We start from the raw sequence: 20,140 nt of genomic DNA, 5'->3' as shown, positions 1-20,140 counted from the left end.
ACCTTTAAATTCCCTTTCATTTCCATCCGGTAATATTTGTGTATAAAAAAAGGGCAGTGATAGTATCGTAAAGGAAAACGTTAACAACTATCAAAAAGCGCTCATTTTAAAAAGTTATTACGTTCTCCGATAGTGTGTGAAGTAATATTTTTGTGATGTTTTAGATGTGTAATAATGAACCAGGTTAAAGTGTATTTAAAAATGTGTTGTATTAGCGACTGAAATCTGCCTTTTAAAAAGGAGGAGGGTACTGAGACAAAGAGTCATTGCTTCTCCGATAAAATGTCAGAGAAGCATGATTACGTGGTTATTGTCTGTTGATGACTTGTTGACCGAGCCGTCATCATTCTCAATGCATTAGTTAAATCATTTGTGATTTTTAAGGATTATCCTGTCTATGATTTTCTACTTAGAAGGATATGGCACTAACTATGCATCTTATAGTTTACTGCTGGCATCTATTTAAAATAGCAATTGAGTCAAATAGCCCATCAAGATAGCCATACCTAATATAACCGTCAGGAATGCAGCTATCATCGGCATTCTGAACATTGATTTAAGTAATATCACTTCCGTCAGGCTTGCGCCGGCACTGCCGATGATTAATGCCATTAATGCTCCCAGACCCATTCCTTTTGTCATCAGAACAGATGCCAGAGGGATAACCGCCTCAGCCCGGATATACAGCGGAATACCGACAACGGCGCTTAATGGGATGGCGAAGGGATTATCTGCTCCTGCATGAGCGGCAATCCACGCTGAGGGAATAAAGCCATAAATAAAAGATCCTATTAATACTCCTAACAAAAGATATGGCAGTACATCTTTAAACTGTTGCAACGCATCTTTGGTGGCTAGTTTTATGGGATTAATACTTACTACAGCTTTGGTACTGCAACAGGTAACTACGGGGTTCTCAATGGCTTTAGCCGCTGGACTACAACAACTCACTTTTATGGGCGTATATGTCGTTCCCGGCGAAGTTTTTGCTGGAGCACAACAATTTGCTGATGAGCTTTTACTGGCAATGATATGACGTTCAAACCCCAGAGAATCCAGGATAATACTGGCAAGAACGGAGACGCCGGCTGCGATAATCGCGTACAACAAGGTGACTTTCCAACCAAAGGTCATCCACATTAGTCCGACGATAATGGGATTAAGTAATGGTGAAACAAATAAAAAAGTGAGAGTCGGACCAAACCCGGCTTTCGCTGACAACAATCCACGTAACATGGGTATTGTCGAGCAACTACAGAACGGGGTAACGGCTCCCAACAGAGCAGCCAGGAGATAGCCTCTCCCTTTTCTGGCCCCCATCATCTGCTGGATTTTATGGTCTGGCACCTTTTGTCTTATCAGGCTGACACCGGCACTAATCACTATAAACAGCAACGAAAGCTCGACGGCGAGAAACACAAACATCTCTGCGGCATCTTGCAGCATCGCAAGCCAACTACTCATACGTAACCTCATTGGATAAATCTATATTTCCAGAATAATCGAAATGAAATTCAGATCAAGATATTTCTGGTATTATCGAAATATCAACCAGACAGAGGGGTGTCATATGCAGTTGGAAGAAGTCGCTAAAGCGCTGAAAGAGCTAGGTCACCCGACCCGTTTGTTCATATTTAAACATCTTGTCAAAGCCGGGGAACAAGGGTTGCCGGTCGGTGAGTTGCAAAAGCAGCTTGGGATACCTGGCTCCACACTCAGCCACCATATATCAGCACTGGTATCGGTAGGACTGGTCAAACAAAACCGTGAGAGTCGGACGCTGATGTGTGTTTCGCAATACGCAATGCTGGAAGCGATAATTGAATTCTTACGCGAGGAGTGCTGCGTAAATAGCAAAATTGCCTGATGCGCTACGCTCTACATATTTCATGCCATATATTGAATTTGCACGGTTTTGTAGGTCGGATAAGACGCGTCAGCGTCGCATCCGACATAAACAAAGCGCACTTTACCAACTATCGGCAGTGGATATCGCCGCTTTATTTCAGGCGCTTACCCGCTTCATCAACCACTTTCTCGCCATCTTCCTTGGAGAATGCGCCTTTTTGCGCATCTGGCAGAATTTCCAGCACCACTTCTGAAGGGCGGCACAGGCGAGTTCCCAGCGGCGTCACCACAATCGGGCGATTAATCAGAATCGGGTGCTGAAGCATAAAGTCGATTAACCGATCGTCAGTAAATTTATCTTCCGCAAGGCCCAGCTCCTCATACGGTTCGACGTTTTTACGCAGCAGCGCGCGTACGGAAATCCCCATATCGGCAATGAGTTTGACCAGTTCATCGCGCGTTGGCGGAGTTTCCAGATAATGGATAATGGTCGGTTCTGTGCCGCTGTTGCGGATCATCTCCAGCGTATTACGCGACGTGCCGCAGGCCGGGTTGTGATAAATGGTAATGTTGCTCATATCAGTATCTCATTACAAAGTGAAAGAGAGACGTAGCGCCAGTGCAGCCAGCGTCACAAACAGCACAGGCAGGGTCATGATAATCCCTGTACGGAAGTAATATCCCCAGCTGATAGTCATATTCTTCTGCGAAAGTACGTGCAGCCAGAGCAGCGTTGCCAGGCTACCAATCGGGGTAATTTTCGGCCCCAAATCGCAGCCAATCACGTTGGCATAAACCATCGCTTCTTTGATAACGCCAGATGCCGTGCTGCCATCAATGGACAACGCGCCAACCAGTACCGTCGGCATATTGTTCATAATAGAAGAGAGGAAGGCGGTGAGGAATCCGGTGCCGAGCGTCGCGGCCCACAGGCCGTTATCCGCCAGCACGTTGAGTACGCCAGAAAGATATTCCGTTAATCCGGCATTGCGCAGGCCATAAACCACCAGATACATGCCGAGCGAGAAGATGACAATCTGCCAGGGGGCACCGCGCAGGACTTTACCCGTATTAATCGCATGACCGCGTTTAGCGACGACAAATAATATCAGTGCGCCCACAGCTGCAATGGCGCTCACCGGAATGCCGAGCGGTTCCAGGACGAAAAATCCCACCAGCAGAAGCAGTAAAACAACCCAGCCAGTTTTGAACGTAGCAGGATCTTTGATCGCTTCTGCGGGAGATTTCAGCAGCGCCATATCGTAGTTCTGCGGAATATCTTTGCGAAAATAGAGATGTAGCATCACCAGCGTGGCAACAATCGCGGCGATATCCACCGGCACCATCACCGAGGCGTATTCGCGAAAGCCGAGGCCAAAGAAATCAGCGGAAACGATATTCACCAGGTTGGAGACAATAAGCGGCAGGCTGGCGGTATCGGCAATGAATCCGGCCGCCATCACGAACGCCAGCGTCGTGCCTTTACTGAATCCTAAAGCCAGCAGCATGGCGATGACAATCGGCGTCAAAATAAGCGCCGCGCCATCATTGGCAAACAGGGCTGCAACGGCGGCACCGAGCAGGACAATCCAGGTAAACAGCAAGCGACCGCGTCCATTGCCCCAGCGTGAAACGTGCAGCGCTGCCCATTCAAAAAAGCCGGACTCATCCAGCAGCAGGCTGATGATAATGACGGCAATAAACGCCGCCGTCGCGTTCCAGACGATATTCCACACCACCGGAATATCACCCGGATGAACCACGCCCGTAACCAACGCCAGTACCGCGCCGAGCGTTGCACTCCAGCCGATGCCTAAACCTTTCGGCTGCCAGATAACCAATACGATGGTCAGGACAAAGATAGCGCCTGCCAGTAACATAATGCCTCCCGGATAAAACACATGTGCAAATCCATATGTGTTTAGCTAAATTTTTAACTGCAAATGTTCTTACTGTCTCCGGAACAGTTTTGTCTGGCCAGGTTGCGGACAATTGCCTGAATCTTTTCCTGTTCACATCGCCAGGCTTCATCAATAATTTTCGCCGCCCATGCTGGAATATGCGGCGATAAGCGGTAATGAACCCACTTACCTTGCTTGCGGTCCAGCAATAGCCCGCTTTCACGCAGCAATGCCAGATGGCGGGATATCTTGGGCTGCGACTGATCGAGGGCAGTGCAGAGATCGCAGACGCATAACTCTCCCAGTTCGCTAAGCAGTAAAACGATGCCCAGACGGGTTTCATCAGCAAGAATTTTGAACAATTGGATGGGTAACAGAAATGACATATTGCGCTCCTGATTGTTGCAGGTAGTGTCTCTCTTCGAAGCGGCTAAGTCAAAAACATATATGACTTAACGAATGTGTAAGTGCAGAGGAAGGTAATAGGTGTGAATTTTGAGTTGGCTATTCATTTGAAAGGCGGTTTGAATCAGGACGTAAAAAAACCGACTTTGCGTCGGTTTTTTACTCTTCAGCCTGAGTTGGTGGCTCTGGCTGGAGTGAGAATGCCCACATCTAACGGTTCAATACTATTAGCCAGTGGCTAACATTGCAAGCGTTAGCGATTTCTTCAGCTGGAGAAGGGACAGTTTGCTATACATGGTGGTGAAAGAGGATTTATATACTTTCATCGGGTCGCTGCCGTACCAAGCCTTGTCCGAATCCGGACGTAAAAAAACCGACTTCGCGTCGGTTTTTTTACTCTTCAGCCCAGAGTTGGTGGCTCTGGCTGGAGTGAGAATGCCATCATCTAACGCATCAATGCTAATACCATACTGAAACTATTGCAAGGTTATGCTGGTTATTTAGCCTAATTACACTGTATGATTATCCAGTTAGCTCTGAGGCATTTTCACTCTGGCAATGCGCATAAACGCTTTCAAAGTCCTGGTCAGAAGTACGGGTGGTGCCGTTAACTGATGCTCTGGCCGGAGTGAGATTGCCCACATCTAACAATGAGGCATGCGCCGTGACAGACAGTGGATGAGTAAGCGGATGCATTCTCACTCCATCGTATGGAGAAAACGGGTGATTGATAAAGCAATCATCGTTCTTGGGGCGTTAATTGCGCTGCTGGAACTGATCCGCTTTCTGCTTCAGCTTCTGAACTGATAGCGGAAACGTAATTAAGGGCTAAGAGCACACTACTCTTAGCCCTTTAACATTTAACGCATGGTCACGAACTCTTCTGCCGCCGTTGGGTGAATGGCGACGGTATTGTCGAAGTCTTTTTTGGTTGCGCCCATCTTCAGCGCCACCGCGAAGCCCTGCAACATTTCGTCCATACCAAAGCCAATGCCGTGAATACCGATAATCTTCTCTTCTGGCCCAACGCACACCAGCTTCATGCGGCACGGCTGGCGGTGAGTGGTGACGGCGGTATACATCGCGGTGAAAGAGGATTTATACACTTTCACCTGATCGTCGCCGTACTGCTCGCGCGCCTGCGGTTCCGTTAAACCAACAGTACCAATCGGCGGATGGCTGAAGACCACGGTCGGAATGTTGCTGTAATCCAGATGCTCATCCGGCTTGTTATTAAACAGGCGTTCAGAGAGACGGCGACCCGCTGCAACTGCCACCGGTGTCAGTTCCACTGCACCCGTGTTATCGCCCACCGCGTAAATACCTTCAATATTGGTGTTTTGATATTTATCGACGACGATATAGCCTTTTTCGTTGGTTTTAACGCCAGCGGCTTCGAGGTTGATGTTGTCATTGGCAGGCTCGCGACCAATCGCCCAAATCAGGCAATCCACCGTTTCACTGCGACCATCTTCCAGCTCCAGCGTCAGGCTACCATCGGCATTTTTCACTACCGCTTTCGGGATGGCGTTGGTATGCAACTGTGGGCCTTCGGCGTTCATCACTTCGACCAGCGTTTCAGAGATCATCGGGTCGAAGCTGCGCAGCGGCGCATGTTTACGCACAAACAGATGCGTTTTCGCGCCGAGGCCGTTAATCACGCCAGCCAGCTCAACGGCGATGTAACCCGCGCCAACAACCGCCACGCGCTCTGGCAAAGCAGGAAGGGCGAAGAAGCCATCGGAATCAATACCGTATTCCACGCCTGGAATATCCGGGTGGCTCGGACGACCGCCGGTGGCGATCAGAATATGATCGGCCGTGATGGTTTCGCCGTTAACTTCCAGCGTTTTGGCATCAACGAAGCGGGCAAAGCCTTTGATTACATCAACGTTATTTTTACCGAGCACGTTTTCATAGGAAGTATGAATACGGTCGATATAGGCGGTACGGCTGGCGATCAACGTTTCCCAGTTGAACTTGTTGATGGTGGTATCGAAACCATAATCAGGGCCGTACATATGGATCGCTTCACGGATTTGCGCCGCGTGCCACATCACTTTTTTCGGCACGCAGCCGACGTTCACGCAGGTGCCGCCCAGCTCTTTGGCTTCAATCAGTGCGCATTTATGGCCGTACATAGCCGCGCGGTTGATGGAGGCGATACCGCCGCTGCCGCCGCCGATGGCGATGTAATCATAGTGTTTAGTCATGACATATTGTCCTTATCGTTGATTACCGCGATTGTAGCGCGAGACGTAATAGGTGCCAGCAATGGCTGCAATTACTCCGGCACGATCCAGCTTACGGTGGCGTGCCCGGTACCTGCCGGAACCAGTTTGCTGTGCAGCCACGACAGCACGTTATTCATCTGCTGTTCCAGCTTCCACGGCGGGTTAATCACAATCATGCCGGAAGCGGTCATGCCACGGCGATCGCTGTCTGGCAGCACCGCCAGTTCAATTTGCAGAATTTTGCGAATGCCGGTCGCTTCCAGGTCGTGGATCATGCGCTTAATTTGCTGGCGCAGCACCACCGGATACCACAATGCGTAAGTGCCAGTGGCGAAACGTTTGTAACCTTCTGCTATCCCGCTGACCACCGCCTGATAGTCGGTTTTCATTTCATACGGCGGGTCGATAAGGATTAAACCACGGCAAGAAACCGGCGGCAGTTTGGCCTTAAGTTGCTGGAAACCGTCGGCTTTTTCGACGCGTGCACGGCTGTCTTTCTGAAATCCAGAACGCAGCAACGGGTAATCGCTCGGGTGCAGTTCGGTCAGTTGCAGGCTGTCTTGTTCGCGCAGTAGCTGGCGAGCAATCAACGGCGAACCGGGGTAGTAACGCAACTGGCCGCTACGGTTGAAGTGTTTTACCACATTGATGTACGCCTCCAGTTCTGCGGGCAAATCGTCCTGCTGCCAGATACGGGCGATACCTTCGAGATATTCGCCGGTACGCTCGGCATGTTCGCTACCTAACTGATAACGCCCGGCCCCTGCGTGGGTGTCGAGATAGAGAAACGGTTTATCTTTCTCTTTCAGCGACTCGATGATCAGGCTCTGAACGGTATGTTTAAGGACGTCGGCGTGGTTGCCAGCGTGAAAGCTGTGGCGATAACTGAGCATGGGTAAAGGTGTTCCGGTAAGTAAAAATTGGCCCGTATTCGGGGCGCACAAAAGCCTATCAGGACAGTATACCGAAAAGAGGCCGCCGCCGCGAAAGCGTAACGTTTCTCATTGAAATTCACTACACTTAACCCCATGCTACACACATTATGTAAAGCGCCTGTTGAGCGCTTCCTTAACCTCTTTAACCAGGACTGCGCTAATGACGAATCCGTTACTGACTCCCTTTGAATTGCCTCCGTTTTCTAAAATTCTCCCGGAACATGTCGTTCCAGCCGTGACTAAGGCATTGAACGACTGCCGCGAAAATGTGGAGCGCGTAGTAGCGCAAGGGGCACCGTACACCTGGGAAAATCTCTGCCAGCCGTTGGCGGAAGTGGACGATGTTTTGGGGCGTATCTTCTCCCCGGTCAGCCACCTGAACTCGGTGAAAAATAGCCCGGAACTGCGTGAAGCGTACGAACAAACCCTGCCGCTGCTGTCGGAATACAGCACCTGGGTAGGGCAACATGAAGGGCTGTATAAAGCGTACCGCGACCTGCGCGATGGCGATCATTACGCCACGCTGAACACGGCGCAGAAGAAAGCGGTTGATAACGCCCTGCGTGATTTTGAACTCTCTGGCATAGGTCTGCCGAAAGAGAAACAGCAGCGTTACGGCGAAATTGCTACCCGTCTTTCTGAACTGGGCAACCAGTACAGCAACAACGTCCTCGATGCGACGATGGGCTGGACCAAACTCGTTACCGACGAAGCGGGGCTGGCGGGGATGCCAGAAAGCGCGCTGGCTGCGGCAAAAGCCCAGGCCGAAGCGAAAGAGCTGGAAGGCTACCTGCTGACGCTGGATATCCCAAGCTACCTGCCGGTAATGACCTACTGCGACAACCAGGCTCTGCGCGAAGAGATGTATCGCGCTTACAGCACCCGCGCCTCCGATCAAGGCCCGAACGCCGGTAAGTGGGATAACAGCAAGGTGATGGAAGAGATCCTCGCGCTGCGTCACGAACTGGCGCAACTGCTGGGCTTTGAAAACTACGCCTTTAAATCCCTTGCCACTAAAATGGCAGAAAACCCGCAGCAGGTGCTGGATTTCTTAACCGATCTGGCAAAACGCGCGCGTCCGCAAGGCGAAAAAGAGCTGGAGCAACTGCGTGCCTTCGCTAAAGCCGAATTTGGTGTCGATGAGTTGCAGCCGTGGGATATCGCTTACTACAGCGAAAAACAGAAACAGCACCTCTACAGCATCAGCGACGAGCAGCTGCGTCCGTACTTCCCGGAAAACAAAGCGGTTAACGGCCTGTTTGAAGTGGTGAAACGTATTTACGGCATCACCGCTAAAGAGCGTAAAGATGTTGATGTCTGGCATCCGGATGTACGTTTCTTCGAACTGTATGACGAAAATAACGAACTGCGCGGCAGCTTCTACCTCGATCTGTATGCCCGTGAAAACAAGCGCGGCGGGGCGTGGATGGATGGCTGCGTAGGCCAGATGCGTAAAGCTGATGGTTCTCTGCAAAAACCGGTCGCGTATTTGACTTGTAACTTCAACCGCCCGGTAAATGGTAAACCGGCGCTGTTCACTCACGACGAAGTGATCACCCTGTTCCACGAGTTCGGTCACGGCCTGCACCATATGCTGACCCGCATCGAAACCGCTGGTGTTTCCGGTATCAGCGGTGTGCCGTGGGATGCGGTCGAACTGCCGAGTCAGTTTATGGAAAACTGGTGCTGGGAGCCGGAGGCGCTGGCGTTTATCTCTGGTCACTATGAAACCGGCGAACCGCTGCCGAAAGAGTTGCTGGATAAAATGCTGGCGGCGAAGAACTACCAGGCGGCGCTGTTTATTCTGCGTCAGCTGGAGTTCGGCCTGTTTGATTTCCGTCTTCATGCCGAGTTCCGCCCGGATCAGGGGGCAAAAATCCTCGAAACTCTGGCAGAAATCAAGAAACTGGTTGCCGTGGTGCCATCTCCGTCCTGGGGCCGTTTCCCGCACGCTTTCAGCCATATTTTCGCCGGAGGTTATGCGGCAGGTTACTACAGCTACCTGTGGGCTGACGTACTGGCGGCAGATGCTTTCTCGCGCTTTGAGGAAGAGGGCATTTTCAACCGTGAAACCGGGCAGTCGTTCCTCGACAACATTCTGAGCCGTGGCGGTTCAGAAGAGCCGATGGATCTGTTCAAACGCTTCCGTGGTCGTGAACCGCAGCTGGATGCGATGCTGGAGCATTACGGCATTAAGGGCTGATCATTCAGTGAAAATCTGCTTAATTGATGAAACAGGCGCCGGAGACGGCGCCTTATCTGTTCTGGCGGCCCGCTGGGGGCTGGAGCACGATGAAGACAACCTGATGGCGCTGGTGTTAACGCCGGAACATCTGGAATTGCGCAAGCGTGATGAGCCAAAACTTGGCGGCATCTTTGTTGATTTTGTTGGCGGAGCGATGGCGCACCGACGCAAATTCGGCGGTGGTCGCGGTGAGGCGGTGGCGAAAGCGGTGGGCATTAAAGGCGATTATTTGCCGGATGTGGTGGACGCCACCGCAGGGCTGGGGCGCGATGCCTTTGTACTGGCTTCAGTCGGCTGCCGCGTGCGGATGCTGGAGCGTAATCCAGTGGTTGCCGCGCTACTCGACGACGGCCTAGCGCGTGGTTATGCGGATGCGGAAATCGGCGGCTGGTTGCAGGAGCGGTTGCAGTTAATTCACGCCTCCAGCCTGACGGCGCTAACCGATATTACCCCACGCCCGCAGGTGGTCTATCTCGATCCGATGTTCCCGCATAAGCAGAAAAGCGCGCTGGTGAAAAAAGAGATGCGTGTCTTTCAGTCGCTGGTGGGGCCGGATCTTGATGCCGATGGATTACTGGAGCCTGCACGCTTGCTGGCGACCAAACGCGTGGTGGTAAAGCGCCCGGACTACGCGCCACCGCTGGCGAATGTCGCCACGCCAAACGCGGTTGTGACTAAAGGGCATCGCTTTGATATCTATGCAGGTACGCCAGTGTAAAAGTAAAGCAGGGTAGCAATAACGCTACCCTGCTTTCTGCAAGAATAATTAATGGCTTTCCGGCGTCGCAATCATGCGTTTCAGCCACGGCACCATCAACAGCATCACTACTGCAACGCCCAGCGTGACCAGACCAATCTTACCAAACACGTTGGTATAGACGGGCAACGTCTCAAGCGGATCGGTAATGTTGTCCGGCACCGCGGTAAATGTTGCCACATAGCCGCCCAGCAAGAACGCGGCAGCCTGCGTCAGGAACCACATCCCGAGAATAAAGCCCATCAAATGCTGCGGCACCAGGGCAGCAATCATCGCCAGGCCAAGGGCGCTAATAAACAATTCACCCAGGCTCTAGAATAAATACACCAGCACGATAAACCATGGCGATGTCAGCCCCTGGTCATCCGCAAACCACATTCCCGCAGCAGCAGCCGTCAAAAAGCCCAGTGAGCACATAAACATGCCGAGAGTAAATTTCATCGGCATCGAGAGGTCTTTGCCTTTGTTACCCAGATGCGTGTAAATGCCTGCCAGTATTGGGCTGGCGAGTACCACCCAGAACGGGTTAAGCGCCTGGAAGCTGACCGGGTTGATGGAAAAACCGAGAATTTCATGATGCACGTTGTTGATGGCAAAGAAGTTCAGCGATGTTGGCATCTGGGCGTAGAGAATGTAAAACACCACCGCTTCGAGCATCAGGACAAAGGCGACAAACATTTTATTGCGCCCGGTTTTATCCAGCTTGAATGCCTGACGAAAGAAGATGATGGTGACGACGATGGAGAGAACAATCAGCACCAGATTGGCGACTTCTACGTTGTGCATCAGCCATGCACATACGAAGATCATCACCACGCTGCCAAGTAATACGTACAACAGTTTGCTGAAGCTCATCGGCTTGAAGTCGGGTTCAGAACCAATGTCTTTCACCATTCCACGACAGGCGATGTAAACCAGTAATGCGATAATTAACCCCGCCCCGCACAGGTTGTAGGTGACTGAATAACCGAATCTATCAGCGATCACAGGGGCCAGCGATAACGCTATCAACGAGCCGATATTGATCGACATATAGAACAGGGTGAATGCGCCATCAAGCCGCGGATCTTTCGGCGGATAGCACTTCGAAAGCAAGCTGGCTGGGTTAGCTTTAAACAGGCCGTTACCGACAGCGATAGTCCCCAGGGCGATGAAAATCAGGTCAGGCTTAAGTAGCGACATGCCGGTCATGAAGTAGCCAATCGCCAGCACAAGTGCTCCAAGAACAATGGTGCGTTTGGTCCCCAACAGGTGGTCGCCGACATAGCCGCCAATGGAAATGAGGCCATAGACCAGTGCAGCAAAAGCACCAAAAGTGACAAAAGCCTGCTCTTGCGAGAATCCAAGCTGTTTAACGAAGAAAACCGCCAGTACGCCCTGCACGCCGTAGTAGCCGAATCGCTCCCATAACTCGACAAAAAAGATCATGAAAAATGGGCGAGGTTGCTGCAGCATCCCCATGGGTGTTGTTGTATTAATATTTATTAACCTTCCAATACCATCCTGAAAAGTATGAACGCGTAAGGGATAACGCGCGAAAAAGTTTACATCTGTCAGAGATTCTTAATATTGATGCGGTGAATAGATTAATACACTATTACAACAGAAAATAACCAGCTGATCACACTAATGATGGAAAATATGATGGTGTTAAATTTTGTATTGGCAGGAGATTTTGATTGCGTACGCAGATCGTAGGCCAGATAAGGGGTTTACGCTGCATCAGGTAACAAGGCGCGCCAAAAAGCAAAACGCCCGCATATGCGGGCGTTCAGGAACACGTCGTGGAGGGATGATTATTCTTCTTCGTCGCGCAGCGGAACAATCAGCATATCAACGTGAACGGTGTTGATCAGCTGACGTGCGGAAGACATCAGTTTGCTCCAGAAGTCCTGGTGGTGACCACAAACCACCAGATCCATATCGTATTTCTTGATTGCATCGACCAGAACCTGGCCCAGGTCGCCGCTGCCGCTCAGGGTTTCAGTGATTGGATAGCCTGCATTAGTGGAAAGCTCGGTCAGCGCATGATGTGTCTCTTCAGAGATGCGTTTCTGCATATCACCCAGATTCACATCAATAAGCCCGGTGTATAGGTCAGAGTAGTTTACATCTACGTGGATCAGAGAAACTTTCGCATTGTAGGGGCGAGCCATAGAGACTGCTTTCTCTACCAGAACTTTGCTTTCCGGGGAGAGATCGACTGCGATGAGAATGTGTTTATAAGCCATAGTGTTACTCCTTCCATAAAGTTGTCGATGACTGGCCAGCTAGCGTTTCTTGTGCCGTTACGTCACCCGCGTCCTGCGAACTACGTGCGCGGGGCTAACCCAGCCGTAAAGATTCAGTGTTAAGACCATCCTTACCTTATAGCGACCCGGATGATCCGTCAATCCGCCTTGCTTACCCGTTAGATAAACAAATTTTCGACATGAATATATTGATAGTGGTTAACCTTCTGGAAAAAAAACAACCTGATCTCCTACACTATCTATAGAGCCGCTCGGATGTTGGTCACCACAAAAGCGGTTTCTCCAGGACCTGGTGTTAACTGATTGGCAGCGTATCGGGAGCGGTAGCCCCGGGGTGGAACTCCGCGGGCAGGTCGCCGGGGAGGAGGTATGATAAGCACCGTCGCATTATTTTGGGCTTTATGTGTCGTTTGCATTGTTAACATGGCGCGCTATTTCTCATCACTACGCGCGTTGTTAGTGGTACTGCGGAACTGCGATCCATTGCTCTATCAATATGTTGATGGAGGGGGCTTTTTTACCTCACATGGCCAACCCAACAAACAGGTGCGTCTCGTTTGGTATATCTATGCCCAACGTTATCGCGATCATCACGATGATGAGTTTATTCGCCGCTGTGAGCGGGTGCGTCGGCAGTTTATTCTGACTAGCGCATTGTGTGGTCTGGTGGTAGTCAGCCTGATTGCATTGATGATTTGGCATTAAGCACTTCAGCAATAATAACGCATAAAAAAAGCGGGCCAGTAAACTGACCCGCTCGTTTTGGTGCGTACGATTACAGGAACTGCAAGGAGAGCCAGTACAGCCCGCCGGAAAGTAGTACCGCAGCCGGAAGGGTAAACACCCAGGCCATCAGAATACTGGTTACGGTTTTACGCTGTAAGCCGCCGCCATCTACCACCATCGTCCCCGCGACAGAAGAGGAGAGTACGTGAGTGGTGGAAACCGGCATCCCGGTATAACTCGCCAGGCCGATTGACACTGCCGCCGTCATCTGGGCAGACATCCCCTGAGCGTAGGTCATGCCTTTCTTACCGATTTTCTCACCGATAGTCGTTGCCACACGACGCCAGCCAATCATCGTACCGATACCTAACGCCAGCGCGACCGCCATGATGATCCACACCGGCGCATACTCGATGGTGCTAAGCATGTCGGACTTCAGTTTCTTCAACAGGCGCTGATCGTCAGCACTCACACCATGCATCTTCACCACTTTGTCGATAGTGTCAGAAACGCACAGCATAATGCGGCGCATCTGGCTACGTTGATCAAGCGACAGCTTGTCGTAGCTTTCCACATCGGTGGTCAACATACCTTTCAGGCGGTTGAGCGCGTTAATGGTATTCGACGGATGGCAGTGGAACTCCGCAGGTTGCGTTGCGCCAGCTTCCGGAGCCGGTACTAACTGATCAGCACCGGTAGCCTGTTTGAGCAGCGCAGGATGCTGCTCAAAGTAAGCTTCGACGTTGTTGATGGCATCACGGGTACGGGTGATTTCGTAGCCAGTGGCATTCATGTTCACCACGAAGCCTGCTGGCGCGACGCCAATCAATACCAACATAACCAGACCAATGCCTTTCTGACCATCGTTCGCGCCGTGCGAAAACGCCACGCCGATAGCGGAAAGGATCAGCGCGATACGCGTCCAGAACGGCGGCTTTTTCTTGCCGTCTTTCTTTTCACGCTCCGCTGGGGTCAGGTGGATACGGGCGCGTTTCTTGGTGCCGCTCCAGTAGCGACGCAGCAAGAAAATCAGACCGCCAGCAAACACCAGGCCGACAATAGGGGAAACGATCAGAGAACCGAAAATACTTAATACTTTCGGGATATTGAGTGCATCCACCACTGACGTCCCGGTCATCAACGCATTGGTTAAACCAATCCCGATGATCGCGCCAATCAGCGTATGAGAGCTGGATGCAGGTAAACCAAAGTACCAGGTACCCAGGTTCCAGATAATCGCCGCCAGCAACATAGAGAACACCATGGCAAGGCCATGAGACGATCCCATATTAAGCAGCAGATCCGTCGGCAGCATATGCACAATGGCATAGGCAACACTCAGACCACCCAGCAAAACACCCAAAAAGTTGAACACCGCAGCCATAACCACGGCGAGCTGAGAACGCATCGCGCGGGTATAGATAACGGTTGCCACGGCGTTGGCTGTGTCATGGAAACCATTGATGGCTTCGTAGAACAGCACAAAAGCCAGTGCAAGCAATAATAACAGCCCGGTATGCAAATCCAGGCCAGCAAACAAATGTAGCATAGGACGTTACGCCATTTTGAGGACATGAACGCGGCGCATTATCAGTGACTTTCGCGGCGCGGGCAAAGTGAAATATAGACTTTTTTTGATTTGCCTCCTGTATGGATTTCACTCAAAAAATAATTATCTTATATAATTCAGGCAAATACTTCCTTTTAGTAATATTGATGCTGGTGCGACCACTGAGGAATCTTTACAATTCACGCCCGTTTTTTCTAAGAGGAGCGCAACGTGGAAAGGTTTGATGCCATTATTATAGGCGCTGGTGCGGCGGGTATGTTCTGTTCTGCGCTGGCAGGTCAGGCAGGACGCCGGGTTCTGCTGATCGATAATGGTAAAATACTAGGGCGCAAAATCCTTATGTCTGGCGGTGGGCGCTGCAACTTTACCAACCTTTATGTCGAACCAGGCGCTTATCTGAGCCAGAATCCGCATTTTTGTAAGTCTGCACTCGCACGTTTTACCCAGTGGGATTTCATTGATCTGGTCAATAAACACGGTATCGCCTGGCACGAGAAAACGTTAGGGCAACTCTTCTGCGATGACTCCGCGCAGCAGATTGTCGACATGCTGGTGGATGAGTGCGAGAAGGGCAATGTAACCTTCAGATTGCGTAGCGAAGTGCTGAGTGTGGCGAAGGATGAAACAGGCTTCACGCTTGATCTGAACGGCATGACTGTCGGTTGCGAAAAGCTGGTCATCGCGACCGGTGGGCTGTCAATGCCGGGGCTGGGCGCATCGCCGTTTGGTTATAAGATTGCCGAACAATTTGGCCTTAACGTGCTGCCGACCCGCGCGGGTCTGGTGCCATTCACTCTGCATAAACCGTTGCTCGAAGAGTTACAGGTGCTGGCGGGCGTGGCGGTGCCTTCCGTGATTACCGCTGAAAACGGCACCGTTTTCCGTGAGAACTTACTCTTCACCCACCGCGGCTTATCTGGACCGGCGGTGTTGCAGATTTCAAGCTACTGGCAACCGGGTGAATTTGTCAGTATCAATCTGCTACCGGATGTGGACCTCGAAACCTTCCTGAATGAGCAGCGTAACGCACATCCGAATCAAAGCCTGAAAAACACACTGGCGGTTCATCTACCGAAGCGGTTGGTTGAACGCTTACAGCAACTCGGGCAAATCCCGGATGTTTCGCTAAAACAGCTCAACGTGTGTGACCAACAGGCACTGATTAGCACATTGACCGACTGGCGCGTACAACCCAACGGCACTGAAGGCTATCGCACTGCCGAAGTGACGCTCGGCGGCGTGGACACCAACGAACTTTCTTCACGGACGATGGAAGCGCGCAAAGTGCCTGGGCTGTACTTCATCGGCGAAGTGATGGACGTTACCGGCTGGCTGGGGGGCTATAACTTCCAGTGGGCGTGGTCGAGTGCATGGGCTTGTGCGCAGGATTTGGCGTCAATTGTGAAATAACCATGACGTTTTCCCGTCAGCCGTTTGTATATGTCGTTATTAAGTCATTTTGGTACGGTTCTGCATCCGACATTCTGGTGTTAACTCGCTGTTTTGTTAGCAAATTAACGCTATTGCCGTTGTGGTTATTTTATAGTGTATTTATTCTCAGAGAATATATATTACTGAAATAAAAAACACAAAGAATAACCAAAGGAAATTATTTGAAACGTAAAAGGTATATATTTTTAATCTGTAAAATTTAAAATCACCCCCTCTGGATTGAATCAACTTGCTCTATTTAAGACGATTGTTTTTACATTTTCACCACCTGTATCAGGTGGTGTTTTTTTATTGGCGGCAATGCCTTTATCTTATTTTTATTACGTTGTAAATATGGCTATTCCTAAATGAAATTTGATTTGCTCAGTTTATTTGTGATGTCAGGGGAGTGCTTGCCATGAGAGTCGTGATATTATTATTCATCATTTTTATACCGAGTGTGGCGGATGCTTTTTCATTCGATAGTTCAATAATTAATCTCAAATGTCCTAGGCGTGGAACTATCGAAATAATATTACACAGATACGAACACACCCAGGAAAGCTGGGGAGGGGAGAATTTTGAAACCGGGAGTGGGTATAGTCATGAGGGCGCGTTATTTATTTTTGACTTTGCCAATCAGGATAAAATGATTTACAATCGCGCGGAGAATTCGTTTGCTTTTTGGTATGAATCTTCCCGGAAATTAGTTAACTGTAACTTAATAACGCTTAAAAGCACATATCCTGTCAACCTGCCTTATGTTCATGGCTGATGTGATGTGTGTCGGGAACTAACATCTTCATCTTTGTATATGACATTGCGATAATGTTAAGCTGGTCTTTGTCATAAATTTACCCTTAGAGATACTACTCCCTTCTGTCAATATTATTCAAGCCGAACGTTATACTGGCTTTTGTCGGTCACGGATATCTTTTTTTCAGTGAGAATTCAAAGTGAGGGTATATAAGAAGTCGTATGAGTAAGTATCTTTGTTGTGGTGGGTTATTATTTTATGGGCAAAATATTAAGCAGCGAAATCTTTTTTTTGCCCAGACGTTTTTTGTAGAAAAAAGAATTTATTAGTCCGGCTGAAAAGCAAGAACTGCTATAACTAATTAAGCGTAACGGAACGGTACAAAACATGCCCTTACAACAATTTTCCCGATTAGCGCTCACTCTGGCGATCGGCCTTTCGATTGCTGCGGGTGGGGCCGCGCTGACCTGGTATCAGGTCGCTGAAACAGACCTGAGCAGAACAGCCGCTGCTGCCCATGAGGCGGTCTCGGTTACTGAACGACTGCTGGACGAAGCCCAGGGCGCAATCGATCTGGTTTATCCCCTGAGTGTGCAACCATGTACCCCACAGCTCAGAACCGAACTTGGCCGGTTGACCATTAGTCACGAACATATCCGGGTGATTAACATTTTTAATCAGAATCTTTTGTCCTGCTCGTCCTGGGAGGGCGCAGATCCTGTGCGGGAGTTCATCTCCGCTGGCGACAACCAGACGCTGATTCTGGCGACAGACGATTATATATCACCTGGTGTGCCGGTCATGATTCTACGCAAAACGGATAATGACAACGCCATAACTGCGAGTATCGCCACTAAATGGGTGGCTGACAATATGACACTTCTGAATCTTCGTAGGCCGCTGTCGCTGCGCGTAGGGAATACTGTTCTTACCAGCGATAACACGCTGGTGAAAGCGATACCTGGAGGGAATAGACACGCAGTTTATTCTGGCCTGTATCCCTTTTCCATAGAATATCCTGGCGATCTTTCCGTTCCTCTAACGCTTTATTTTCATGATGGTGCGTTATCTTTACTGCTTTCTGTGCTTCTGGGGGCCGCTGTGGCAACCGGCCTGTGGAAAATAAAATTTCGCCGTAAGAGCCGCTATGATGAAATCTACGAGGCAATGAGGAAAGATGAGATTGTGCCGTGGTATCAGCCAATTATGGATGCCTCAACAGGTGAAATAGCTGGCGTTGAAGTACTTGCTCGGTGGGTAAAAGCAGATGGGGAAGTCATTTATCCCGGCAGTTTTATCACTGAAGTAGAACGTTCAGATTTAGTTATTCCATTGACTCGTAGCCTGATGGCGCGGGCATCCCGGGATTTACCGCCTCTGACAGGCGACGGAAAGCGTTGGCATATTAGTTTCAATATTACGCAGTCACACATTATGGAAACGGGATTTATTGCCGAGTGCCTGACGTTTATTGATGCTTTTACACCGGGCAGTATCACTCTCACTATAGAGCTCACAGAGCGAGAACCCTTTGATAACAGCGATGAGATGCGATGCCAGCTTAAGCGTATTCATGATGCAGGCATTGCCCTTGCGCTGGACGACTTTGGCACCGGTTACGCAAATATGGAATATCTTAGTGAGATCCCAGTCGATATCATCAAAATTGATCGCGTCTTTGTGAACAGAATAGGTCAGGGCGAATCTGCAGAACACCTGCTGACCAGCCTTATCGAGATGGCCAATACGCTGAAGAAAGAGATTATCGCCGAAGGTGTGGAAACCGAGGCGCAGGCCGCGTGGCTATATGAGCGTGGTGTTGGCAAGTTACAAGGATTCCTATATTCACCGGCATTACCGCCCGATAAGTTGGCACTGTTTAAACCGAAAATGTCGTGAGTTCAACGGTACGCGCTATCGGAATCATTGAACCGGTGAGGGCCGCCCCCTTTATTACTCAGGGGGGGCTTTCAACGTTCTGAATTAAGATGTTTTATGACTCACTGAGCAGGATGTGAGTTCCAACGTAATCTCCGCTATTTTTACTGTTTTTCATTTGCTGCCTCATCTATCCCTTCGCCTTGCCTCTGAGTTGCGTTAAAGGCTGATGTACTGCCTTTAACCCGTTCAATACATAGCCTTTTTGTCAATCATCATCCCGAAGAGCGTTGCACTGTGCCTTCCATAGCTGTGGTTGTCCTCTCAATCTGTCAGCCCATTTATGGAAAATCTTAACGAAGCAACAATGAGATATGTAAAAAAAGGGCCGATTTAATCATTCATTAAGACAGGTCATTTTTTCTTACTGTGAGGGCGGTAAGCTTTTCTGTCGGTAACAGGTTGGGAGATGCTGGTATTATGAGATTTTTCTACCATCCTGCGGCGGAATATGTGAAAAATAGAAATGATTATTATTATTGCATGGTTATTTTTAGTTTGTGATGGTGGAGAATAATCCTATTCCCGTGACCTTGTTTTTTACATTTTATTTAACTGCATGGTATATGCATTTTGGACGGTGAAAGCAAGAAGCTATTAGGCGCTATAGGTCTTTTGACGGTTTTTGAATTTCCCCTCCTGATATCTCTGTTATATTTTTGTGAATTTCTCCAATCCAAATCAAAGTCCCAATAAGTCATGGATGCATGGTTAAAATAACTATCATTTGTGTAACCTTTGGTGCTTATAACTTTTCTTTATTCTTTTTTCAGGATTACCTGGAGGGATTGACCAAAAAAACATTCATTGAATGATATTTTTCTAATTAATGAGGTTTTTCTAAGCTCGTTGAAATAAAAAATATATTTTAATCATGGGTTTGCATGCGTTTCTTTCGCCTTTTTTACACAAGTTGACATCGAACTCAGCAACTATAAGAATAGCCACATCACCAGACGGTGACCGATAAAGGAAATACCGTTTCCATATTTAAATGAATTGGAAAATATCACCGATTTGAAGTCGACTCGTTCGGGTAATTATTAATACTGAATCTTTAATGCTTATTTCTTAAGCTTGTTAACAACGGGAATGAATAATGAAAGTGTCCAAAATTGCACTGGCAATGGGTCTTAGCATG

At 49.4% G+C, this 20,140-nt stretch carries 17 protein-coding genes and 1 pseudogene; 9 read left to right on the top strand and 9 right to left on the bottom strand.

Annotation, left to right across the window (positions count from 1 at the left end; all coding sequences use genetic code 11):
• Nucleotides 1–462: 462 nt before the first annotated feature.
• Nucleotides 463–1,464, bottom strand: coding sequence for a permease (locus ACUU1M_RS09950; RefSeq protein WP_000100276.1), 1,002 nt, complete (start codon nucleotides 1,462–1,464; stop codon nucleotides 463–465).
• A gap of 106 nt (nucleotides 1,465–1,570) precedes the next feature.
• Here ACUU1M_RS09950 and ACUU1M_RS09945 point away from each other — a divergent pair, with 106 nt between their 5' ends.
• On the top strand, nucleotides 1,571–1,867 hold the full coding sequence (locus ACUU1M_RS09945) for an ArsR/SmtB family transcription factor (protein ID WP_001175589.1): 297 nt from the start codon (nucleotides 1,571–1,573) through the stop codon (nucleotides 1,865–1,867).
• Nucleotides 1,868–2,000: 133 nt separating this feature from the next.
• Here the strand turns inward: ACUU1M_RS09945 and arsC are convergent, their stop codons facing one another.
• Genes arsC through arsR form a run of 3 tightly spaced genes read right to left on the bottom strand, consistent with a single transcriptional unit; the run spans nucleotide 2,001 to nucleotide 4,135 of the window.
• Nucleotides 2,001–2,426, bottom strand: coding sequence for a glutaredoxin-dependent arsenate reductase (gene arsC, locus ACUU1M_RS09940; RefSeq protein ID WP_000065769.1), 426 nt, complete (start codon nucleotides 2,424–2,426; stop codon nucleotides 2,001–2,003).
• A gap of 12 nt (nucleotides 2,427–2,438) precedes the next feature.
• Nucleotides 2,439–3,728 carry an arsenite/antimonite:H(+) antiporter ArsB gene (arsB, locus tag ACUU1M_RS09935; RefSeq protein ID WP_000922639.1) on the bottom strand — a complete coding sequence of 430 codons (1,290 nt, stop codon included), beginning with the start codon at nucleotides 3,726–3,728 and terminating at the stop codon, nucleotides 2,439–2,441.
• A gap of 53 nt (nucleotides 3,729–3,781) precedes the next feature.
• On the bottom strand, nucleotides 3,782–4,135 hold the full coding sequence (arsR, locus tag ACUU1M_RS09930; protein ID WP_000008955.1) for an As(III)-sensing metalloregulatory transcriptional repressor ArsR: 354 nt from the start codon (nucleotides 4,133–4,135) through the stop codon (nucleotides 3,782–3,784).
• 742 nt (nucleotides 4,136–4,877) lie between these two features.
• Here arsR and dinQ point away from each other — a divergent pair.
• Nucleotides 4,878–4,961, top strand: coding sequence for a damage-inducible type I toxin DinQ (gene dinQ, locus ACUU1M_RS09925; protein ID WP_001295215.1), 84 nt, complete (start codon nucleotides 4,878–4,880; stop codon nucleotides 4,959–4,961).
• A 53-nt stretch (nucleotides 4,962–5,014) separates the two neighbouring features.
• Here the strand turns inward: dinQ and gorA are convergent, their stop codons facing one another.
• Together gorA and rlmJ are read right to left on the bottom strand one after the other, a co-directional pair.
• On the bottom strand, nucleotides 5,015–6,367 hold the full coding sequence (gene gorA / locus ACUU1M_RS09920) for a glutathione-disulfide reductase (RefSeq protein WP_000160759.1): 1,353 nt from the start codon (nucleotides 6,365–6,367) through the stop codon (nucleotides 5,015–5,017).
• A 71-nt stretch (nucleotides 6,368–6,438) separates the two neighbouring features.
• Nucleotides 6,439–7,281, bottom strand: coding sequence for a 23S rRNA (adenine(2030)-N(6))-methyltransferase (rlmJ, locus tag ACUU1M_RS09915; RefSeq protein WP_005077844.1), 843 nt, complete (start codon nucleotides 7,279–7,281; stop codon nucleotides 6,439–6,441).
• Nucleotides 7,282–7,483: 202 nt separating this feature from the next.
• Here rlmJ and prlC point away from each other — a divergent pair, with 202 nt between their 5' ends.
• Together prlC and rsmJ are read left to right on the top strand one after the other, a co-directional pair.
• Nucleotides 7,484–9,526 (top strand): oligopeptidase A, encoded by a 2,043-nt coding sequence (gene prlC / locus ACUU1M_RS09910; RefSeq protein WP_005065284.1) that lies wholly within the window; start codon nucleotides 7,484–7,486, stop codon nucleotides 9,524–9,526.
• 7 nt (nucleotides 9,527–9,533) lie between these two features.
• Nucleotides 9,534–10,286, top strand: a complete 753-nt coding sequence (rsmJ, locus tag ACUU1M_RS09905) for a 16S rRNA (guanine(1516)-N(2))-methyltransferase RsmJ (protein WP_000686608.1) — start codon at nucleotides 9,534–9,536, stop codon at nucleotides 10,284–10,286.
• Between the two features lie 48 nt (nucleotides 10,287–10,334).
• On the opposite strand, the pseudogene dtpB reads toward rsmJ, so the two are convergent.
• Nucleotides 10,335–11,804 (bottom strand): annotated as a pseudogene (dtpB, locus tag ACUU1M_RS09900) (dipeptide/tripeptide permease DtpB).
• A 165-nt stretch (nucleotides 11,805–11,969) separates the two neighbouring features.
• Here dtpB and ACUU1M_RS09895 point away from each other — a divergent pair.
• Complete coding sequence (locus tag ACUU1M_RS09895; protein ID WP_213061748.1) at nucleotides 11,970–12,023, top strand: hypothetical protein; 54 nt, start codon at nucleotides 11,970–11,972, stop codon at nucleotides 12,021–12,023.
• Nucleotides 12,024–12,121: 98 nt separating this feature from the next.
• Here the strand turns inward: ACUU1M_RS09895 and uspA are convergent, their stop codons facing one another.
• Entirely contained in the window at nucleotides 12,122–12,556 is a 435-nt protein-coding gene (gene uspA, locus ACUU1M_RS09890; protein WP_000323571.1) for a universal stress protein UspA, read from the bottom strand.
• Between the two features lie 390 nt (nucleotides 12,557–12,946).
• On the opposite strand from uspA, the gene uspB reads away from it, so the two are divergent.
• Nucleotides 12,947–13,282 (top strand): universal stress protein UspB, encoded by a 336-nt coding sequence (gene uspB, locus ACUU1M_RS09885; protein WP_000626187.1) that lies wholly within the window; start codon nucleotides 12,947–12,949, stop codon nucleotides 13,280–13,282.
• Nucleotides 13,283–13,352: 70 nt separating this feature from the next.
• On the opposite strand, the gene pitA is transcribed toward uspB, so the two are convergent.
• Nucleotides 13,353–14,852: an inorganic phosphate transporter PitA gene (gene pitA / locus ACUU1M_RS09880; RefSeq protein WP_000902778.1), complete on the bottom strand. Its 1,500-nt coding sequence runs from the start codon at nucleotides 14,850–14,852 to the stop codon at nucleotides 13,353–13,355.
• A 231-nt stretch (nucleotides 14,853–15,083) separates the two neighbouring features.
• Here pitA and ACUU1M_RS09875 point away from each other — a divergent pair, with 231 nt between their 5' ends.
• The 3 genes from ACUU1M_RS09875 to ACUU1M_RS09865 all read left to right on the top strand — a co-directional run bounded on the left by ACUU1M_RS09875 (nucleotide 15,084) and on the right by ACUU1M_RS09865 (nucleotide 18,960).
• Nucleotides 15,084–16,283 (top strand): BaiN/RdsA family NAD(P)/FAD-dependent oxidoreductase, encoded by a 1,200-nt coding sequence (locus tag ACUU1M_RS09875; protein ID WP_000439149.1) that lies wholly within the window; start codon nucleotides 15,084–15,086, stop codon nucleotides 16,281–16,283.
• 439 nt (nucleotides 16,284–16,722) lie between these two features.
• Nucleotides 16,723–17,079, top strand: coding sequence for a hypothetical protein (locus ACUU1M_RS09870; protein ID WP_001266944.1), 357 nt, complete (start codon nucleotides 16,723–16,725; stop codon nucleotides 17,077–17,079).
• A gap of 369 nt (nucleotides 17,080–17,448) precedes the next feature.
• Nucleotides 17,449–18,960 carry an EAL domain-containing protein gene (locus tag ACUU1M_RS09865; protein ID WP_001130975.1) on the top strand — a complete coding sequence of 504 codons (1,512 nt, stop codon included), beginning with the start codon at nucleotides 17,449–17,451 and terminating at the stop codon, nucleotides 18,958–18,960.
• The last annotated feature ends 1,180 nt before the right edge of the window (nucleotides 18,961–20,140 follow it).

The sequence above is a fragment of the Shigella sp. SIG6 genome (assembly GCF_053555815.1).
The sequence above is the reverse complement of the archived record's forward strand: the minus strand, read 5'-3'. Positions and strand labels throughout refer to the sequence as shown.